Origin of the sequence: Pseudomonas sp. CAN1 (assembly GCF_030462585.1) — a bacterium.
Lineage (GTDB): Bacteria > Pseudomonadota > Gammaproteobacteria > Pseudomonadales > Pseudomonadaceae > Pseudomonas.
Genome location: NZ_JASMRU010000009.1, coordinates 147258 through 164490, shown reverse-complemented (window position 1 = coordinate 164490; position 17233 = coordinate 147258). Strand labels below are relative to the sequence as shown.

General features: G+C 66.2%; 15 protein-coding genes and 1 other RNA gene. 2 read left to right on the top strand and 14 right to left on the bottom strand.

The features are described from left to right. The 14 genes from QO207_RS15245 to rsmI all read right to left on the bottom strand — a co-directional run bounded on the left by QO207_RS15245 (nt 1) and on the right by rsmI (nt 14910). Complete coding sequence (locus QO207_RS15245; RefSeq protein WP_301533210.1) at nt 1–948, bottom strand: D-alanine--D-alanine ligase; 948 nt, start codon at nt 946–948, stop codon at nt 1–3. Then, the gene (gene murC, locus QO207_RS15240) at nt 945–2399 is read right to left on the bottom strand and encodes a UDP-N-acetylmuramate--L-alanine ligase (RefSeq protein WP_301533209.1); all 1455 of its coding nucleotides are present in this window, start codon (nt 2397–2399) and stop codon (nt 945–947) included. The genes QO207_RS15245 and murC overlap by 4 nt, the downstream gene beginning before the upstream one ends. Beyond that, entirely contained in the window at nt 2392–3465 is a 1074-nt protein-coding gene (gene murG / locus QO207_RS15235) for an undecaprenyldiphospho-muramoylpentapeptide beta-N-acetylglucosaminyltransferase (protein WP_301533208.1), read from the bottom strand. Before murG ends, murC begins: the two co-directional genes overlap by 8 nt. Beyond that, complete coding sequence (gene ftsW / locus QO207_RS15230; RefSeq protein WP_253452592.1) at nt 3455–4654, bottom strand: putative lipid II flippase FtsW; 1200 nt, start codon at nt 4652–4654, stop codon at nt 3455–3457. Before ftsW ends, murG begins: the two co-directional genes overlap by 11 nt. Beyond that, the gene (gene murD / locus QO207_RS15225; protein WP_301533207.1) at nt 4654–6000 is read right to left on the bottom strand and encodes a UDP-N-acetylmuramoyl-L-alanine--D-glutamate ligase; all 1347 of its coding nucleotides are present in this window, start codon (nt 5998–6000) and stop codon (nt 4654–4656) included. Before murD ends, ftsW begins: the two co-directional genes overlap by 1 nt. Nucleotides 6001–6013: 13 nt before the next feature. After that, a complete protein-coding gene (gene mraY, locus QO207_RS15220) occupies nt 6014–7096 on the bottom strand; it encodes a phospho-N-acetylmuramoyl-pentapeptide-transferase (protein WP_301533206.1) in 1083 nt (360 codons plus the stop codon). Further along, nucleotides 7097–8461, bottom strand: a complete 1365-nt coding sequence (gene murF / locus QO207_RS15215; protein WP_301533205.1) for a UDP-N-acetylmuramoyl-tripeptide--D-alanyl-D-alanine ligase — start codon at nt 8459–8461, stop codon at nt 7097–7099. Beyond that, complete coding sequence (locus tag QO207_RS15210) at nt 8454–9917, bottom strand: UDP-N-acetylmuramoyl-L-alanyl-D-glutamate--2,6-diaminopimelate ligase (protein ID WP_301533204.1); 1464 nt, start codon at nt 9915–9917, stop codon at nt 8454–8456. The genes murF and QO207_RS15210 overlap by 8 nt, the downstream gene beginning before the upstream one ends. Further along, nucleotides 9917–11665 carry a penicillin-binding protein 2 gene (locus tag QO207_RS15205; RefSeq protein WP_301533203.1) on the bottom strand — a complete coding sequence of 583 codons (1749 nt, stop codon included), beginning with the start codon at nt 11663–11665 and terminating at the stop codon, nt 9917–9919. The genes QO207_RS15210 and QO207_RS15205 overlap by 1 nt, the downstream gene beginning before the upstream one ends. After that, nucleotides 11662–11955: a cell division protein FtsL gene (ftsL, locus tag QO207_RS15200; protein ID WP_301533202.1), complete on the bottom strand. Its 294-nt coding sequence runs from the start codon at nt 11953–11955 to the stop codon at nt 11662–11664. Before ftsL ends, QO207_RS15205 begins: the two co-directional genes overlap by 4 nt. Further along, nucleotides 11952–12893 (bottom strand): 16S rRNA (cytosine(1402)-N(4))-methyltransferase RsmH, encoded by a 942-nt coding sequence (gene rsmH / locus QO207_RS15195; protein WP_301533201.1) that lies wholly within the window; start codon nt 12891–12893, stop codon nt 11952–11954. Before rsmH ends, ftsL begins: the two co-directional genes overlap by 4 nt. Nucleotides 12894–12901: 8 nt before the next feature. Then, the gene (gene mraZ, locus QO207_RS15190) at nt 12902–13357 is read right to left on the bottom strand and encodes a division/cell wall cluster transcriptional repressor MraZ (protein WP_081517487.1); all 456 of its coding nucleotides are present in this window, start codon (nt 13355–13357) and stop codon (nt 12902–12904) included. Nucleotides 13358–13664: 307 nt separating this feature from the next. Then, an RNA gene (gene rnpB, locus QO207_RS15185) (RNase P RNA component class A) lies at nt 13665–14021 on the bottom strand. 40 nt (nt 14022–14061) lie between these two features. Next, complete coding sequence (gene rsmI, locus QO207_RS15180) at nt 14062–14910, bottom strand: 16S rRNA (cytidine(1402)-2'-O)-methyltransferase (RefSeq protein WP_171039342.1); 849 nt, start codon at nt 14908–14910, stop codon at nt 14062–14064. A 127-nt stretch (nt 14911–15037) separates the two neighbouring features. Here rsmI and QO207_RS15175 point away from each other — a divergent pair, with 127 nt between their 5' ends. Together QO207_RS15175 and QO207_RS15170 are read left to right on the top strand one after the other, a co-directional pair. Further along, on the top strand, nt 15038–16855 hold the full coding sequence (locus QO207_RS15175; protein WP_301533200.1) for a penicillin-binding protein activator: 1818 nt from the start codon (nt 15038–15040) through the stop codon (nt 16853–16855). Continuing rightward, nucleotides 16852–17229, top strand: a complete 378-nt coding sequence (locus QO207_RS15170; RefSeq protein ID WP_301533199.1) for a YraN family protein — start codon at nt 16852–16854, stop codon at nt 17227–17229. Before QO207_RS15175 ends, QO207_RS15170 begins: the two co-directional genes overlap by 4 nt. The last annotated feature ends 4 nt before the right edge of the window (nt 17230–17233 follow it).

The following is a 17233-nucleotide window of genomic DNA, read 5'->3' as shown; positions in this document are numbered from 1 at the left end:
TTACCCCCTTGCCTCGACGCTGTCGGCGAGGATCGCCAGCACCAACTGCTGGAAATCCAGGCCGGCCGCGCGCGCGGCCATGGGCACCAGGCTGTGGTCGGTCATGCCCGGTGCGGTGTTCACTTCCAACAGCCAGAAGCGCCCTTGGGCGTCCTGCATCACGTCGGTCCTGCCCCAGCCCTGGATGCCAAGGGCATCGCAGGCGCGCGCGGTCAGGTCCTTGAGTTCCTGCTCCTTGTCGGCGTCGAGGCCGCAGGGAATCTGGTACTGGGTATCGTTGGCCAGGTACTTGGCGTCGTAGTCGTAGAAGGTGTGCGGGGTACCCAGGCGAATGGGCGGCAGCACCTGGCCACGGAGGATCGCGACGGTGTACTCGGGGCCGCTGATCCACTGCTCGACCAGCACCTGCGGGTCGTATTTCGCGGCGGCGGCCCAGGCAGCGATCAGTTCCTGCTCGCTGTTCACCTTGGCCATGCCGATGCTCGAACCTTCATTGGCCGGCTTGACGATCAGCGGGAAGCCGAGCTTCGCCGCAGCAGCGCGGCAATCGTCCTCGCTGGCCAGCACGGAGTGGTCGGGCGTCGGCAGGCCGAGGCTCAGCCACACGCGCTTGGTGCGCAGCTTGTCCATGGCCAGCGCAGAAGCGAGCACGCCGCTACCGGTGTAGGGAATGCCGGCGATTTCCAGCAGGCCCTGCATGGTGCCGTCTTCACCGCCACGGCCGTGGAGGATGATGAAGGCGCGGTCGATCTTCTCGCGGGTCAGACGCTCCAGCAGATCGTCACCCACGTCGATGCCGAAGGCGTCCACGCCTGCGCCCTGCAGTGCCTGCAGGACCATGGCGCCGGACTTCAGCGATACCTCGCGCTCGGCGCTCTTGCCGCCGAACAGCACGGCAACGCGACCGAAGGCGCGGGGCTCGAGGGCGGATTTGAGGGCGTCACTCATTGCTTCTTCCCCTCGGCGCCAGCAGCGGCGGCGCCGAACAGCGGATTCTTGATCAGTGCCGGAGCCAACCCGCCGATATCACCGGCGCCCTGGCAGAGCAGGATGTCGCCGGGACGCAGCAGCGGCTTGAGCAGCGAAGCGAGGTCACCGCCACGCTCCAGGTAGATCGGGTCGAGCTGGCCGCGCTGGCGAATGCTGTGGCACAGGTGACGGCTGTCGGCGCCGGGGATCGGCTCTTCGCCGGCCGGGTAGACCTCCATCAGCATCAGCACGTTGGCCTCGCCCAGTACCTGCACGAAGTCGTCGTAGAGGTCGCGGGTACGGCTGTAGCGGTGCGGCTGGTAGACCATCACCAGACGGCGCTCCGGCCAACCACCACGCACGGCCTTGATCACCGCCGCAACTTCGCGCGGGTGGTGGCCGTAGTCGTCGACCAGCATCACGCTGCCACCCTGCACCTGCAGGTCGCCATAGACCTGGAAGCGCCGGCCGACGCCCTGGAAGCCGGACAGGCCCTGGACGATGGCTTCGTCGGAGATGCCTTCATCGGTGGCGATGACGATGGTCGCCAGGGAGTTCAGCACGTTGTGCAGGCCGGGCATGTTCACCGAGACGTCCAGTGGCTCGCGCTCGGGGCGCAGCACGGTGAAGTAGGTACGCATGCCTTCCTGGCGGATGTTGATGGCGCGGACGTCAGCGTCCTCGCTCAGGCCATAGGTCACGGTCGGACGGGCGATCTGCGGCAGGATCTCGCGTACCACCGGATCGTCCACGCAGACCACGGCCAGGCCGTAGAACGGCAGGTTGTGCAGGAAGTCGACGAAGGTGCGCTTGAGTTTGTTGAAGTCGCCGCCGTAGGTGCTCATGTGGTCGGCGTCGATATTGGTAACCACCGAGACCATCGGCTGCAGGTGCAGGAAGCTGGCGTCGCTCTCGTCGGCCTCGGCCACCAGGTAGCGGCTGGTGCCCAGCTGCGCGTTGGTGCCGGCGGCGTTCAGGCGACCGCCGATCACGAAGGTCGGGTCCAGGCCGCCGGCGGCGAATACCGAGGCGATCAGGCTGGTGGTGGTGGTCTTGCCGTGGGTACCGGCGACGGCGATGCCGTGGCGGTAGCGCATCAGCTCGGCGAGCATCTCGGCGCGCGGTACGACCGGTACACGGCGATCCAGCGCGGCAGCGACTTCCGGGTTCGACTTGTTCACCGCGCTGGAAACCACCAGCACGTCGGCGCCGTCGGAGTTCTCCGCGCGGTGGCCGATGAAGATTTCCGCGCCGAACTTCTGCAGGCGCTCGGTGACCGGCGATGCCTTGAGGTCGGAGCCGGAGACTTCGTAACCGAGGTTGAGCAGCACTTCCGCGATACCGCACATGCCCACGCCACCGATGCCGACGAAGTGGATGCGGCGGATGCGCCGCATGGTGCGGGTGACGCCAGTGGGTTCTTTAACCACGGGCCACCTCCAGGCAGGCATCGACTACCGTGCGGGTAGCCTCGGGCTTGGCCAGGCTGCGAGCGCGAGCGGCCATGCGGGTCAGGGAATCGGGATGCATCAATACCTCGGACAACTGCGCGGCCAGTTCGGCGGCGCTGGTAGATTTCTGTGGCAGCAGGAGGGCCGCGCCCTCGCGCACCAGGAATTCGGCGTTCTTGGTCTGGTGGTCATCGATCGCGTGGGGCAGCGGCACCAGGAAGGACGGCAGGCCAGCAGCGGTCAACTCGCTCACGGTCAGCGCACCCGCGCGGCAGATCACCAGATCGGCCCAGGCGTAGGCGGCGGCCATGTCGGCGATGAACGGAGCTACGTCCGCTTCGACACCGGCGGCGCGATAACGCTCCGCAGTAATTTCGTCATGCTGACGACCGGCCTGATGGCGAATGGCCGGGCGAATCTCCACCGGCACCTGCGCCAGCGCTTCGGGCAACAGCTTGTTCAGCGGCTCGGCGCCCAGGCTGCCGCCCAGCACCAGCAGGTTGACTCGGCGGCCAGCCAGCGGCGCGCGGGCGCCCTCTTCCAGGAACAGCTCGACGCGCACCGGGTTGCCGGTGGTCAGGCGCTTGGCGCTGCTGCCGAAGGTGTCCGGGAAGGCTTCGCAGACACGCTTGGCCAGCGGCGCGAGGCTGCGGTTGGCGGTGCCGGCGACGGCGTTCTGTTCATGGATCACCAATGGCACGCCGGACAGCTTGGCGGCCAAGCCGCCCGGGCCGGTGACGTAGCCACCCAGGCCGAGCACGCAGACCGGCTTGAGCTGGCGCACTACACCCATGGCCTGGAACAGCGACTTGAGCAGGTCGAACGGTGCACGCAGCAGCGACTTGAGGCCCTTGCCGCGCAGACCGCTGACGTTGATCAGGTGCAGCGGCAGGCCGGCCTTGGGTACCAGGTCGTTCTCGATGCCGCGCGGGGTGCCCAGCCAGTGCACGCTGTAGCCGCGTGCCTGGAACTCGCGGGCGCAGGCCAGGGCCGGGAACACGTGTCCGCCGGTGCCGCCTGCCATGATCAGGACGTTACCTTTCATCGGCAAAGTCCTCTTCGCTGAATTCATATTCCTCGCTGCCCATCACGGTGCGACGTTCCCACTCGATGCGCAGCAGCATTCCCAGCTGGGCGCAGCAGATCACCAGCGAGCTGCCGCCGTAGCTGAGGAATGGCAGGGTCAGGCCCTTGGTCGGCAGCAGGCCGACGTTCACGCCGACGTTGATCAGGAACTGGCCGATCCACAGGAAGGCCAGGCCGTAGGCGACGTAGGCGGAGAAGTACTGTTTCGACTGCTCGGCCCAGATGCCGATGTACAGGGCGCGCAGGCTGACGAAGACGAACAGGCCCACGGTGGCCATGGCTCCGACTATGCCCAGTTCTTCGGCGAGCACGGCAAACACGAAGTCGGTGTGCGCTTCGGGCAGGTAGAACTGCTTCTGGATGCTGTTGCCCAGGCCCATGCCGGTCCAGCCGCCACGGCCGAAGGCGATCAGCGCCTGGCTGAGCTGGTAGCCCGCGCCGAACTGGTCGGCCCAGGGGTCGGTGAAGTTGGTCAGACGCGCCATCCGGTACGGTTGGGTCTGGATCAGCAGCACCACGGCGCCCACTGCCAGGGCGACCATCAGGCCGAAGCGGAACAGGCCGACGCCGCCGAGGAACAGCATCGCGGCGGCCGCACCCATCATTACCACGGTGGCGCCGAAGTCGGGCTCGCGCAGCAGCAGGCCGGCCATCGGCAGCAGCACCACGAAGGGCTTGAAGAAGCCCAGCCAGCTCTCGCGCACCTCTTCCTGACGGCGCACCAGGTAGCCGGCCATGAAGATCACCACGAAGACCTTGGCGATTTCCGAGGGCTGGATGTTGAACAGGCCGAAGCCGATCCAGCGCATGGAACCGTTCACCTCGCGGCCGATGCCGGGGGTGATCACCATCACCAGCAGCAGGAAGGCCACTGCCAGCAGCTTCCAGCCCCAGCGCTGCCAGGTTTCCATCGGCACCATCATGGTCACGCCGCAGGCGACGAAACCGATGGCGAGGTAGATCAGGTGGCGTACCGAGAAGTACAGCGGGTTGCCGGACTGCGCCGCGGCGACTTCGGAGGACGCCGAAGTGACCATCACCAGGCCGAGGCCGAGCAGCGCCAGACAACCCGCGAGCAGCGGGAAGTCGATGTCGATGCCGTTACGGCTGATCAGCGGGGACGGATAGGGGCGCAGGAACGAGAACATCAGGCGAGTTCCTCCGCGGCCTTGGCGAACAGGCGTCCGCGTTCTTCGTAGTTCTTGAACATGTCCAGGCTGGCGCAGGCCGGCGACAGCAGCACGGCATCGCCCGGCAGGGCCAGGTCGGCGGCGTGCTCGACAGCCTCTTCGAGAGTGTTCACACGCACCTTGGGCACCACGTTACCGATGGCAGCGCTGACCAGCTCGGCGTCGCGACCGAGCAGCACCACGGCGCGGCAATACTGGGCGACCGGGTCGCGCAGGTCATGGAAGTCGGCGCCCTTGCCGTCGCCACCGGCGATCAGTACCAGCTTGCCGTCGATATCGGCACCCAGGCCCTCGATGGCAGCCAGGGCGGCACCGACGTTGGTGGCCTTGGAGTCGTCGTAGTAGCTCACACCGTTACGCTCGCGCACCCACTGGCAGCGGTGGGCGAGACCGGCGAATTCACGCAGGGTCTGCAGCATCGGCTCGAACGGCAGGCCCACCGCATGGCCCAGCGCCAGCGCCGCCAGGGCGTTGGACTGGTTGTGCGCGCCACGGATCTTCAGTTCGCGAGCCGGCATCAGCGGCTCGAACTGGAAGGCCAGCCACTTCTCACCGTCTTCTTCAACCAGGCCGAAGCCCTTGAAGTCCGGCTTGTTGGTGCCGAAGGTCCAGCACGGCACGGTGTCGGCGATCAGCGGGCGGCTCAGCGCATCCGCACGGTTCACCACCACCTGCTTGGCGCCGCGGAAGATGCGGTGCTTGGCCAGGTGGTAGTCGGCCATGCCGTCGTAGCGGTCCATGTGGTCTTCGCTGACGTTCAGGCAGGTGGCGACTTCGGCACCGAGGCGCTCGCAAGTTTCCAGCTGGAAGCTGGACAGTTCGACCACGTACAGCTCGACGTCATCGGCCAGCAGGTCCAGCGCCGGGGTGCCAAGGTTGCCGCCGACGGCGACGCGCTTGCCGGCAGCCTTGGCCATGTCGCCCACCAGGGTGGTGACGGTGCTCTTGGCGTTGGAACCGGTGATGGCGACGATGGGCGCCTTCGCGTGACGCGCGAACAGGTCGACGTCGCCGGACATGCGCACGCCGCGGGCAGCGGCCTCGATCAGCGCCGGCACGCGCAGCGACAGGCCCGGGCTCACGTAGAGCTCCTGGGCACGGCAGAGGAAATCGGCGTCGAGGTCGCCGCAGCGCACCTCGACCTGCGGGTACTGCTCGCGCAGGGTCGCCAGCTCCGGCGGATTCGCGCGCGTGTCGGCCACGGCAAAAGGCACGCCCTGGCGCGCCAGGTAGCGCACCAAGGACATGCCGCTCTTGCCGAGGCCGACAACGATGCGGAATTGGTCGGAAGCGATCAGGCTCATGCTCGATCAGTCCTTAACGCAGTTTCAACGTGGCCAGGCCGATCAGCACGAGAATCACCGTGATGATCCAGAAGCGCACGATCACGCGCGGCTCCGGCCAGCCTTTGAGTTCGAAGTGGTGGTGGATCGGCGCCATGCGGAATACCCGCTTGCCGGTCAGCTTGAAGGAGGCGACCTGGATCACCACCGACAGGGTTTCCATGACGAACACGCCGCCCATGATGAACAGCACGATCTCCTGGCGGACGATCACGGCGATGGTGCCCAGCGCGGCGCCCAGCGCCAGTGCGCCGACGTCACCCATGAACACCTGGGCCGGGTAGGTGTTGAACCAGAGGAAGCCCAGCCCTGCGCCGACAATGGCGCCGCAGAAGATGATCAGCTCACCGGCACCCGGCACGCTCGGGATGAACAGGTATTCGGCGAATTTGATGTTGCCCGACAGGTAGCAGAAGATCCCCAGCGCGCCGCCGACCATCACCGTGGGCATGATTGCCAGGCCGTCGAGGCCGTCGGTCAGGTTCACCGCGTTGCTGGAGCCGACGATGACGAAGTAGGTCAGCACCACGAAGAAGATACCCAGCGGGATCTCGACGTTCTTCAGCATCGGCACGATCAGGGTGGTCTCGACCGGCGTCTCGGCCGTCATATAAAGGAAGATCGCCGCGCCCAGGCCGAACACCGACTGCCAGAAATACTTCCAGCGGCTAGGCAGGCCGCGGGAGTTCTTCTCGATCACCTTGCGGTAGTCATCCACCCAGCCGACGGCACCGAACAGCAAGGTCACGGCCAGCACGACCCAGACATAGCGGTTCGACCAGTCGGACCAGAGCAGGGTGCTGATGGCGATGGCGGTGAGGATCAGCGCGCCACCCATGGTCGGCGTGCCTTTCTTGGACAGGTGCGATTGCGGGCCGTCGTTGCGCACGGACTGGCCGATCTGGCGGATCTGCAGGGTGCGGATCATCCACGGGCCGAGCCACAGCGACAGCACGAGCGCGGTCAGCACGCTGAGGATGCCGCGCAGGGTCAGGTACTGGAAGACGCCGAAGCCCTTGTAGAACTGTTGCAGGTACTCGGCGAGCAGCAGCAGCATTTAGTGACTCTCCTCGGAGGAACCACAGAGCGCCGCGACGACTTTGTCCATCGCCGCGCTGCGGGAACCCTTGATCAGAATGGTGGTTGTCGAAGCTTCTTCGGCCAGGGCGCTGATCAGGCTGGCCTGATCGGCGAAGTGCCGGCCCGCGGAACCAAACGCCTGCACGGCGTGGCTCATCAGCGGGCCAACGGCATAGAGCGCCGTGACCTTGCCAGCGGCGTAGGTGCCCACTTCACGGTGGGAAGACTCCGCCCAGGCACCGAGCTCGCCCATGTCCCCGAGGACCAGGACGGTCCGGCCGGAAAAGCCGGCGAGTATATCAATCGCCGCGCAGATTGAAGCCGGGTTGGCGTTGTAGCTGTCGTCGATCACTCGCATGCCATTCGTCGCCAGCTGGGCTACGGCGCGACCCTTGACCGGCTGCAGGTTCTGCAGCCCGGCAACGATCCCGACCAGCGGCACGCCGAGGGCGTGAGCGGCAGCGGCGGCGGCCAGCGCGTTGGTGACGTTGTGCTCACCCAGCAGATTCAGCTGGATGGCAGCGTCGCCAGCCGGGCCATGCAGGGTGAAGCCTGGGCAACCACGGGCGTCGCGCTGCACATCGCTGGCGCGGAAATCGGCGCGGGCGTCGTGCAGGCCGAAGCTGGAGATGCGGCGACCGGCGGCGCGGGCCTGCCAGGTGTCGAAGGCCTTGTCGTCGCGATTGAGGATGGCCACGCCGTCGGCGGCCAGCCCTTCGAGAATCTCGCCCTTGGCCAGGACGATCTTGTCCTGGCCGCCGAACTCGCCTACGTGGGCAGTGCCGGCGTTGGTGATGATGGCGACCTGCGGGCGGGTCAGCGCGACGGTGTAGGCGATCTCGCCGACACGGTTGGCGCCCAACTCGATCACCGCACTCTTGTGTTCGGGAGCCAGCTGCAGGAGGGTCAGCGGCGCGCCGAGGTCATTGTTCAGGTTGCCGCGGGTAGCCAGGACATCGCCCTGGGTGCGCAGGATGCTGGCGAGCATTTCCTTCACGGTGGTCTTGCCGCTGGAACCGGTTACGGCAGCTACATGGCCCGGGAAGGCATCGCGATTGAGCGCGCCAAGCTGACCCAGCGCGATACGGGTGTCCTTCACTACCAGCTGCGGCAGCGGAGCGTCGGCTACTTCGCGGGAAACCAGCGCTGCAACCGCACCCTTGGCTGCGACATCGGCCAGGTAGTCATGGCCGTCGAAACGCGGGCCGGTCAAGGCGATGAACAGTTGGCCCGGAGCGATGGCACGGCTGTCGCTGCTCACGGCGTCGAAACTGACGTCGGCACCGACCACACGGCCTTCGAGCTTGTCGGCAACGGCAGTGAGCGACAGGGGCTTAAGCACTTTTCACCTCCCAGGCAGCCAGCGCCTTGGCGGCTTGTTCCAGATCGGAGAACGGATGGCGAACGCCGTCGATCTCCTGGTAATCCTCATGGCCCTTGCCGGCCAGCAGCACGACATCGTCGACACCGGCGGAAGCAATCAGGCGGGTAATTGCGTCGCCACGGCCGGAGACGAATTCGACCGCCTCGGGCTTGGCGAAACCGGCACGGATGTCGGCGATGATCGCCTCGCTCTTCTCGGTGCGCGGGTTGTCATCGGTGACCAGCACGCGATCGGCGTGCTGCTCGGCGATCTGCGCCATGATCGGGCGCTTGCCGCGATCGCGGTCGCCGCCGCAGCCAAACAGGCAGAGCAGTTGGCCGTGCACATGCGGGCGCATGGCCAGCAGAACCTTTTCCAGCGCATCCGGGGTGTGGGCGTAGTCCACCACCACCAGCGGCTTGTCGCCGCCCCCCAGGCGCTGCATGCGGCCAATGGGACCTTCCAGCTGCGGCAGCACCTTGAGCACGTCGCCCAGCGGGTAGTCCAGACCGAGCAGCGCGCCGACCACGGCCAGCAGGTTGCTCAGGTTGAACTTGCCCAGCAGCGAGCTGCGCAGCAGGCCTTCGCCCTGCGGCGTGACGATCTGCGCCTGCACGCCTGCATCGCTGAACTTCGCTTCGCGGCAATAGATGTAGGCCGACGGGTCACTGAGGCTGTAACCGATCAGGCGGGATTCGTGGGACTCGGCGGCCAGCTGGCGGCCGAAGTCGTCGTCCAGGTTGATCACCCGGCAACGCAGGCCCTGCCAGGCGAACAGCTTGGCCTTGGCGGCGCCGTAGGCTTCCATCGAGCCGTGGTAGTCCAGGTGGTCGCGGGACAGGTTGGTGAACACTGCCACGTCGAAGCCCAGCGCGGCGACGCGCCCCTGCTCCAGACCGTGGGAAGACACTTCCATCGCCACCGCCCGGGCGCCGGCCTGCTTCAGGCGCGCCAGGGTCGCCTGTACGGCGAGCGGGTCGGGCGTGGTGTGACGGCCGCTTTCCAGCGCGCCGTAGAAACCGGTGCCGAGGGTACCGACGATACCGCAGCGCTCGCCCAGCAAGTCCAGGGCCTGTGCCACCAATTGGCTGACGCTGGTCTTGCCGTTGGTACCGGTGACGCCGACCAGGTCGACACCCCGGCTCGGCTCGCCATAGAAGCGCCCGGCGATGGCCGACAGCTGGCGGGCCAGGCCCTTGATGGCGATCATCGGCACGTCGCTGGGCGGCAGGTTGGCAGCGCCTTCGGCTTCATAGGCAACAGCGGCGGCGCCCAGCTTGAGCGCAGCCGCGATGTGGCCGCGGCCGTCCTGGCTTCCACCCGGCACGGCGAGGAACAGGTCGCCCGGCTTGACGGTACGGCTGTCCAGGGTCAGCTCGCGGATCAGTTCGCCGCTTTCGGCCTGGGGCAGCAGCTGGTTAAGGCTCATCGGCATCAGCCACGCCCTCCTTTGGTAGCGGGCGCAGCTTCGGCTTGTTGCTGCGGGGTGGCCGGCAGGTTGTCTGGCGGCACGTTCATCAGGCGCAGCGTGCCGGACATCACCTTGCTGAACACCGGCGCGGAGACCAGGCCACCGAAGTAGCCGGCCTTGCTGGGTTCATCGATGACGACCACGGCGACATAGCGCGGGTTGTTCATCGGCGCGAAGCCGGCGAACAGGGAGCGGTAGGAGTTCTCGGCATAGCCCTTGGTGCCGATGGCGGTCTTGCGCGCGGTACCGGACTTGCCGGCCACGTGGTAACCCGGCACCTGGGCACGGTACACGCCGTTCGGCGCTTCGATCACCTGCTGGAGCATGCCCTGCATGGTCTTGGCGACCGGTTCGGGGATGACCTGCACGGCGTCGGCCGGGCGGTCGGCGCGAACCATGGTCAGCGGCACGCTGCGGCCGTTGTTGGCCAGCGCCGCGTAGGCATGGGCCAGTTGAATGGCAGTCACGGACAGGCCATAGCCGTAGGACAGCGTCGCCGTCTCGGCCTTGCGCCACTCGCGGTAGTTCGGCAGGTTGCCGACGCGCTCGCCGGGGAAGCCCAGGCCGGTGTCCTGGCCGAGGCCGACCTTCTGCATCACGTTGTAGATGGCCTCGCCGCCGATATCGAAGGCAACCTTGCTCATACCGACGTTACTGGAGCGGATCAGGATGCCGGTCAGGTCCAGTACCGGGCCTTCGGTACGGGAAACGTCGCGAATGGTGTAGCGGCCGATCTGCAGGGTGCCGGGATAGACCTCGACCTTGTCGGAAGGCTTCCAGCGCCCGGTCTCCAGGGCCGCGCTCATGGAGAACGGCTTCATGGTCGAACCGGGCTCGAACACGTCGATCATCGCGCGGTTGCGCATCATCGCCGGCTGCAGGTTGCGGCGATTGTTCGGGTTGTAGGTCGGCTGGTTGGCCATCGCCAGCACTTCGCCGGACTTCACGTCGAGGATCACCAGGCTGCCGGCCTTGGCGCCGTTTTCCACCAGCGCATTGCGCAGCTCGCGGTTGGCCAGGTACTGCAGGCGCAGGTCGATGGACAGCGCCAGGGTCTTGCCGGCCTTGGCGTTGCGGGTGACTTGCACGTCACGGATCAGGTGGCCACGGCGGTCCTTGAGCACCTGGCGCTTGCCGGGCACGCCAGCCAGCCAGCTGTCGAAGGCCAGTTCCACGCCTTCACGGCCGCGGTCGTCGACGTCGGTGAAGCCCACGACCTGTGCGGCGACTTCGCCGGACGGATAGAAGCGGCGGAATTCCTCGACCGAGTACACGCCAGGAATGCGGTGGGCTTTTACCTGGGCCATCACGGCCTCACCCTGCTCCGGGGTCATGCCGCGGACCAGGTAGATGAATTCCTTGTCGGCGTTGGCGTCCAGACGCTCGCTCAGGGCAGCCTTGGGCTGGCCGAGGGCGTCGGCGAGGAAGCCCCACTTCTCGCGCTCCAGCACCAGTTCCTTGGGGTTGGCCCAAAGGGTTGCGACCGGGGTACTGACCGCCAGCGGCTCGCCGTTGCGGTCGGTGATCAGGCCGCGGTGCGCGGGAATGGAGATGTGCCGCACGCTGCGCGCATCGCCCTGGCCCTTGAGGAAGTCGTGGTCGATGACGTGCAGGTCGACGATCCGCCAGGCGATCGCCGCCACCATCGCCAGCAGCAGGGCGATGACGACGCGGAAGCGCCAGGGATAGCGAGCGCCGGCCAGGTCTCTCATGGCGCCACCATGATGATTTCGGTCGGATCGGGCACGCGCATCTTCAGCTGGTCGGTCGCCAGGGCTTCGATACGGCTGTGGGCGGTCCAGGTGCTCTGCTCAAGAATCAGCCGGCCGTACTCGGCCTGCGCCTTGTCGCGCACGTTCAGCTCGGAGAACAGGGTATTGAGCAGTTGGCGATTCCAGTACGCGCTATAGGAAACGGAAATCGCCGACAGCAGTACGCCGATGAACAGCAGCAACATGAAGAAGCTGCCGGTAGGCAGGCGCTTGGAGAAGAGACGGCTCATCTGAGCTTCTCCGCGATGCGCATGACCGCGCTGCGCGAGCGCGGGTTGGCCTTGAGCTCGGCTTCGGAGGCGTAGACCGGCTTGCCGATCAGCTTCAGGCGCGGCTCGAAGGGTTTGACCTGGATCGGCAGGTTGCGCGGCAGATTGTCTGCCTCGCCCTTCACCTGACGGCGCATGAACTGCTTGACGATGCGGTCTTCCAGCGAGTGGAAGCTGATCACCACCAGGCGCCCGCCCACGGCCAGGCCTTCCATCGCAGCCTCAAGACCGCGTTCCAGATCGCCCAGTTCGTTGTTGATGAAGATACGCAGGCCCTGGAAAGCACGGGTCGCCGGGTTCTTGCCCTTTTCCCAGGCCGGATTGGCCTCGGTGACCACGGCCGCCAGGTCGGCAGTGCGCTCGAAAGGCTTTTCCGCACGGCGCTGCACGATGGCGCGGGCCATGCGCTTGGCGAAGCGCTCTTCGCCGTAATCCTTGAACACGCGGGCGATCTCGTCTTCCGCGGCACTGGCGATCCACTGCGCGGCGCTGACGCCCTGGTCCGGGTTCATGCGCATGTCCAGCGGGCCGTCGTTGAGGAAGCTGAAGCCACGCTCCGGGTCATCCAGCTGCGGCGAAGACACGCCCAGGTCCAGCAGAACCCCGTCCACGCTGCCCTGCAGGCCACGCGCGGAGAACTCATCGGCCATCTCGGCGAAGGACCTTTGCACAATGACGAAGCGGCCGTCTTCGGCCGCCAGTGTTTTTCCCGTCGCAATCGCCTGGGGATCCTTGTCGAACCCGAGCAGTTGACCGCCCGGGCCGAGCTTGCCGAGCAAGGCCCGGCTGTGCCCTCCCCTTCCGAAGGTCCCGTCCACATAGCGGCCGCCCTCCAGGGGGGCCAGTGCTTCGACGGCCTCCTCGAGCAGAACGGTGATGTGTTGGAAGGTACTGGTCACAGGCAGGCTCACAGAATAAGGTCGCGCAATTCGTCCGGCAGGCCGCCGGGTTCTTTGATGGCTGCGAGGTCGGCCTCGGCAACCGCATTCCACTTGTCTTCGTCCCACAGCTGGAACTTGTTCAGCTGGCCGACCAGCATGGCTTTCTTGTCCAGGCCGGCGTACTCGCGCAGGCGCGGCGGAATGAGAAAACGCCCGGCGCCATCCAGCTCCAGGTCAACGGCATTACCAATCAGCAAACGCTGCAGACGCCGCGTTTCTTCGCGCAGCGAGGGCAGTTCACGCAGCTTGGCTTCAATGAGTTCCCACTCGGGGAGGGGGTAGACGGTGAGGCAGGTGTCGACGGCATCGATGGTGACGATGAGCTGGCCATTGCAACGCGAAACGAGCTCGTCACGATACCGACTCGGCATCGCGAGGCGCCCTTTGGCGTCGAGACTGATGGCGTTAGCTCCGCGAAACACGTCAGCGCTTCCCCTGTGGTTGGCTATCCATGCCTGTTGATCCCACTTTTACCCACTTCGTACCACTTCCGCACACTATAGAAATCCGCGCTCCCCACCGTCAAGGCGAGCCAGAGAGGAAAAATCCTTACAGGACCGAGATTTAGCGTGCTTTTGCGAGGTTCGGGGAGGGATTTTGACGCGCCAGAAAGAAGAAAAGCCCAGTGTTTTCAAAACACTGGGCTTTCATACTTAAAGTGATTTCTTAAGTTTGTAACTTCTTCCGGTCAGCGACAAATGGTCATGTGGGAAGAAGTGGAGAAAAAGTGCTGAGAGTCGATCTGTAAGCCGGGTTCTGTCGAGGACAGCCATTCCTCTGGGACATACATCACTGCATGCCTCAAGCGATCTACCCGAACCCAACGCGGGCCGCGCCAATGGGTTCCTATTTGATCTTGCTCCGAGTGGGGTTTACCTAGCCACGAACTGTTGCCAGCCGTGCGGTGCGCTCTTACCGCACCTTTTCACCCTTACCGGCGCTTGCGCGCTTAGGCGGTTATTTTCTGTGGCACTTTCCGTAGACTCGCGCCTCCCAGGCGTTACCTGGCACTCTGCCCTATGGAGCCCGGACTTTCCTCCACCCCGTGATGGAACACCACGGAACAGCGACTGTCCAATCGACTCTCAGTCCGCAAGGTTAGCGGCTGACGACGCTCAGGACAAGCTCAAGCCTTGCCCTGGCGCTCCAGCGCGATCTGGTAAAGCTGATTCTTGCGCGCCCCGGTGATCTCCGCCGCCAGCGCGGCAGCGCGCTTGACCGGCAGTTCCGCCAGCAGCAGATCGAGCACCCGCAGGGTCTGCGCATCCACCGCCTCATCGCTCTCCGGCGCCGGTTTGCCGGCCACCAGCAACACGCACTCGCCACGCTGCTGGTTGCTGTCGGACGCCACGAACTCGCGCAGCTCGCCCAGCGGCAGACCCTTCAGGGTCTCGAAAGTCTTGGTCAGCTCACGGGCCAGCAGCGCCGGCCGTTCGTCGCCGAAGATCGCTGCCATGTCCTCGATGCACTCCAGCACACGGTGCGGCGCCTCGTAGAAGATCAGCGTACGCGGCTCATCCACCAGCGCTTCCAGGCGCCCACGGCGGCCGGCCACCTTGGCCGGCAGGAAGCCCTCGAAGACGAAACGATCGGACGGCAGGCCGGCAGCGGAAAGCGCGGCGATCAGTGCGCAGGCACCCGGCACCGGCACCACCGCAATGCCTGCTGCGCGCGCCTGGCGCACCAGGTGATAACCCGGATCGGAAATCAGCGGCGTGCCGGCATCGGAAATCAGCGCAACGTCTTCGCCAGCCTGCAGCTTGGTGAGGAAACGCCCGCCCTGCTCGCGCTCGTTGTGCTCGTGGCAAGCCGCCAGCGGCGTCTGGATGCCGAAGTGCTGCAGCAGGCGCACGGAGTGGCGGGTGTCTTCGGCGGCGATCAGCGCCACGTCGGCCAACACCTTCAGCGCACGGGCACTGATGTCGTCCAGGTTGCCAATGGGAGTGGCTACCACATAGAGAGTGCCTAGGGTCACGCGGGAGAACCTCACCGAAAGCGTCGGAAAAGACGCATTGTATCCCGATTCCGGCAGCCGCCATCGCGTCACCCTCGCCGCTTGGGTACAATCGGCAGCTCTTTGAATGCGTCACGAGAAGCCCGATATGATCGCTCGCCTGCGTCCGCTATCCGCTCTGTTCCTTGCCGGCATGCTCGCCGCCTGCGCGTCCTCTCCGTCGTCCAATCTCGGCGAACTGCCGCGCACCCCGGACGCCAGCATCGAACAGCTGCTGCAGCAGGCCTCCACTGCCAAGCCGGACGAAGCCTCGGTGCTGCGTCTGTCCGCCGCCGACCTGGCCTTCAAACAGAAGGATTTCGGCCGCTCCACGCAGATCCTCGATCAGATCCCGATGGACAGCCTCAAGCCGGCCCAGCAGGTGTTCGCCAGCACCCTGCGCGCCCAGCTGGAACTGGCCCGCAACAAGACCAAGGCCGCCCTGAAGGCCTTCGACAACCCCAGCTTCCAGCGCCTGGGCGAAATGCCAGTAGACCTGCAGGCCCGCGCCGGCATGGTCAAGTCCCTGGCCCTTGCCGCTGACGGCCAGGCCCTGAGCGCCGCCCGCGAACGCGTGTTCATCGATCCGCTGCTCAACGCCGAGGCCGCCAAGGCCAACCGTGAGGAAATCTGGAAACTGGTGTCCAGCCTGCCGGTCGAGCAGATGCAGGCCAGCAGCAACGAAGGCGACCTGAACGGCTGGCTGGAACTGGCGCGCATCACCAAGACCTCGTCGACGCTCAAGGAACAGCAGGCGAACATCGACCAGTGGGTCGCGCAGAACCCGGACCACCCCGCAGCCAAGCAACTGCCGGACGCCCTGACCAAGCTCAAGTCGCTGGCTGCCCAGCCGCTGAACACCATCGGCCTGCTGCTGCCGCAACAGGGTCAGCTGGCCTCCGTCGCCCGCGCCCTGCAGGACGGTTTCCTCGCCGCGCACTACCAGGCCCAGCAAGGCGGCCAGGCGCAGCCGGCGATCAAGCTCTACGACAGCACCCAGGTGCGCTCGCTGGACGAGTTCTACCGTCAGGCCCAGGCCGACGGCGTGCAGCTGGTAGTCGGCCCGCTGGAGAAGAACCTGGTCAAGCAGATGAGCAGCCAGCAGCAGCAGCTGCCGATCACCACCCTGGCCCTGAACTACGCCGACGGCGCCCAGGAAGGTCCGGCCCAGCTGTTCCAGTTCGGCCTGTCCGCCGAAGACGAAGCCCGCGAAGTCGCCAACCGCGCCTGGAACGACGGCATGCGCCGCGCCGTGGCCCTAGTCCCGAAGGGTGAGTGGGGCGACCGCGTCCTGGCCTCCTTCAGCCGTAACTGGCAGGCCGCCGGCGGCACCCTGATCGCTGCCGAGCACGTCGACCAGCCGGTCGAGCTGGCCCGCCAGATCGCCGACCTGCTGCAACTGCGCCAGAGCGAAGGCCGCGCCAAGCGACTGCAGGGCGTGCTCGACAGCAGCGTCGACACCCAGCCGTCGCGCCGCCAGGACATCGACTTCATCTTCCTCGCCGCCACCCCGCAGCAGGCCCGCCAGATCAAGCCGACCCTGGCCTTCCAGTACGCTGGCGACCTGCCGGTCTATGCCACCTCCAACCTGTACACCGGGGTGAACAACCCGGCCCAGGACCAGGACCTGAACGGCATCCGCTTCTGCGAAACCCCGTGGCTGCTGAACCCGAACAACGCCCTGCGCCAGCAGGTGGCTGCCCAATGGCCGGCCGCCAACGGCAGCCTGGGCCGCCTCTACGCCATGGGCGCCGACGCCTACCAGCTGGCCCCGCGCCTGCCGGAGCTGAAGGCCGTACCGAGCATGCAGCTCGACGGCCTGACTGGCACCCTGAGCGTCAGCGCCGGTCAGCGCGTCGAGCGCCGCCTGCCCTGGGCCGAGTTCAAGAACGGCCAGGTCCAAGCGCTGGAGAACAGCGGTATTTGATCGGCAACAGCCCTACCCAGAAGGCCGGGCAGCAGGCCGAAGCCGCTGCCCTGGCCCACCTGGAACAGCATGGATTGCGCCTCCTGGCGCAGAACTGGAGGTGCCGCCGAGGCGAGCTTGATCTGGTCATGCTGGACGGCGATACAGTAGTATTCGTCGAAGTTCGCTCCCGCCGGCATTCCGCCTGGGGAGGAGCGCTGGAGAGCGTGGATTGGCGCAAGCGTGAGCGCCTGGCCATCTCCGCCGAACTCTTCCTGCAACAGAACGCCCGCTGGAGCAGTCACCCCTGCCGGTTCGACATCGTCGCCATCGACGCGCGCGGCCCAGGCTCCGCAGGGCACTTGAACTGGATTCCCAACGCTTTTGACACCTGATCAG

Bases quoted from the DNA above. Each gene is read 5' to 3' on its own strand.
- mraY (WP_301533206.1), bottom strand. From the start codon at position 7,096: ATGCTGCTGCTGCTCGCCGAGTACCTGCAACAGTTCTACAAGGGCTTC.
- QO207_RS15210 (WP_301533204.1), bottom strand. From the start codon at position 9,917: ATGCCGATGAGCCTTAACCAGCTGCTGCCCCAGGCCGAAAGCGGCGAA.
- ftsL (WP_301533202.1), bottom strand. From the start codon at position 11,955: ATGAGCCGTCTCTTCTCCAAGCGCCTGCCTACCGGCAGCTTCTTCATG.
- QO207_RS15175 (WP_301533200.1), top strand. From the start codon at position 15,038: ATGATCGCTCGCCTGCGTCCGCTATCCGCTCTGTTCCTTGCCGGCATG.
- QO207_RS15205 (WP_301533203.1), bottom strand. From the start codon at position 11,665: ATGAGAGACCTGGCCGGCGCTCGCTATCCCTGGCGCTTCCGCGTCGTC.
- ftsW (WP_253452592.1), bottom strand. From the start codon at position 4,654: ATGTTCTCGTTCCTGCGCCCCTATCCGTCCCCGCTGATCAGCCGTAAC.
- murG (WP_301533208.1), bottom strand. From the start codon at position 3,465: ATGAAAGGTAACGTCCTGATCATGGCAGGCGGCACCGGCGGACACGTG.
- QO207_RS15245 (WP_301533210.1), bottom strand. From the start codon at position 948: ATGAGTGACGCCCTCAAATCCGCCCTCGAGCCCCGCGCCTTCGGTCGC.
- murD (WP_301533207.1), bottom strand. From the start codon at position 6,000: ATGAGCCTGATCGCTTCCGACCAATTCCGCATCGTTGTCGGCCTCGGC.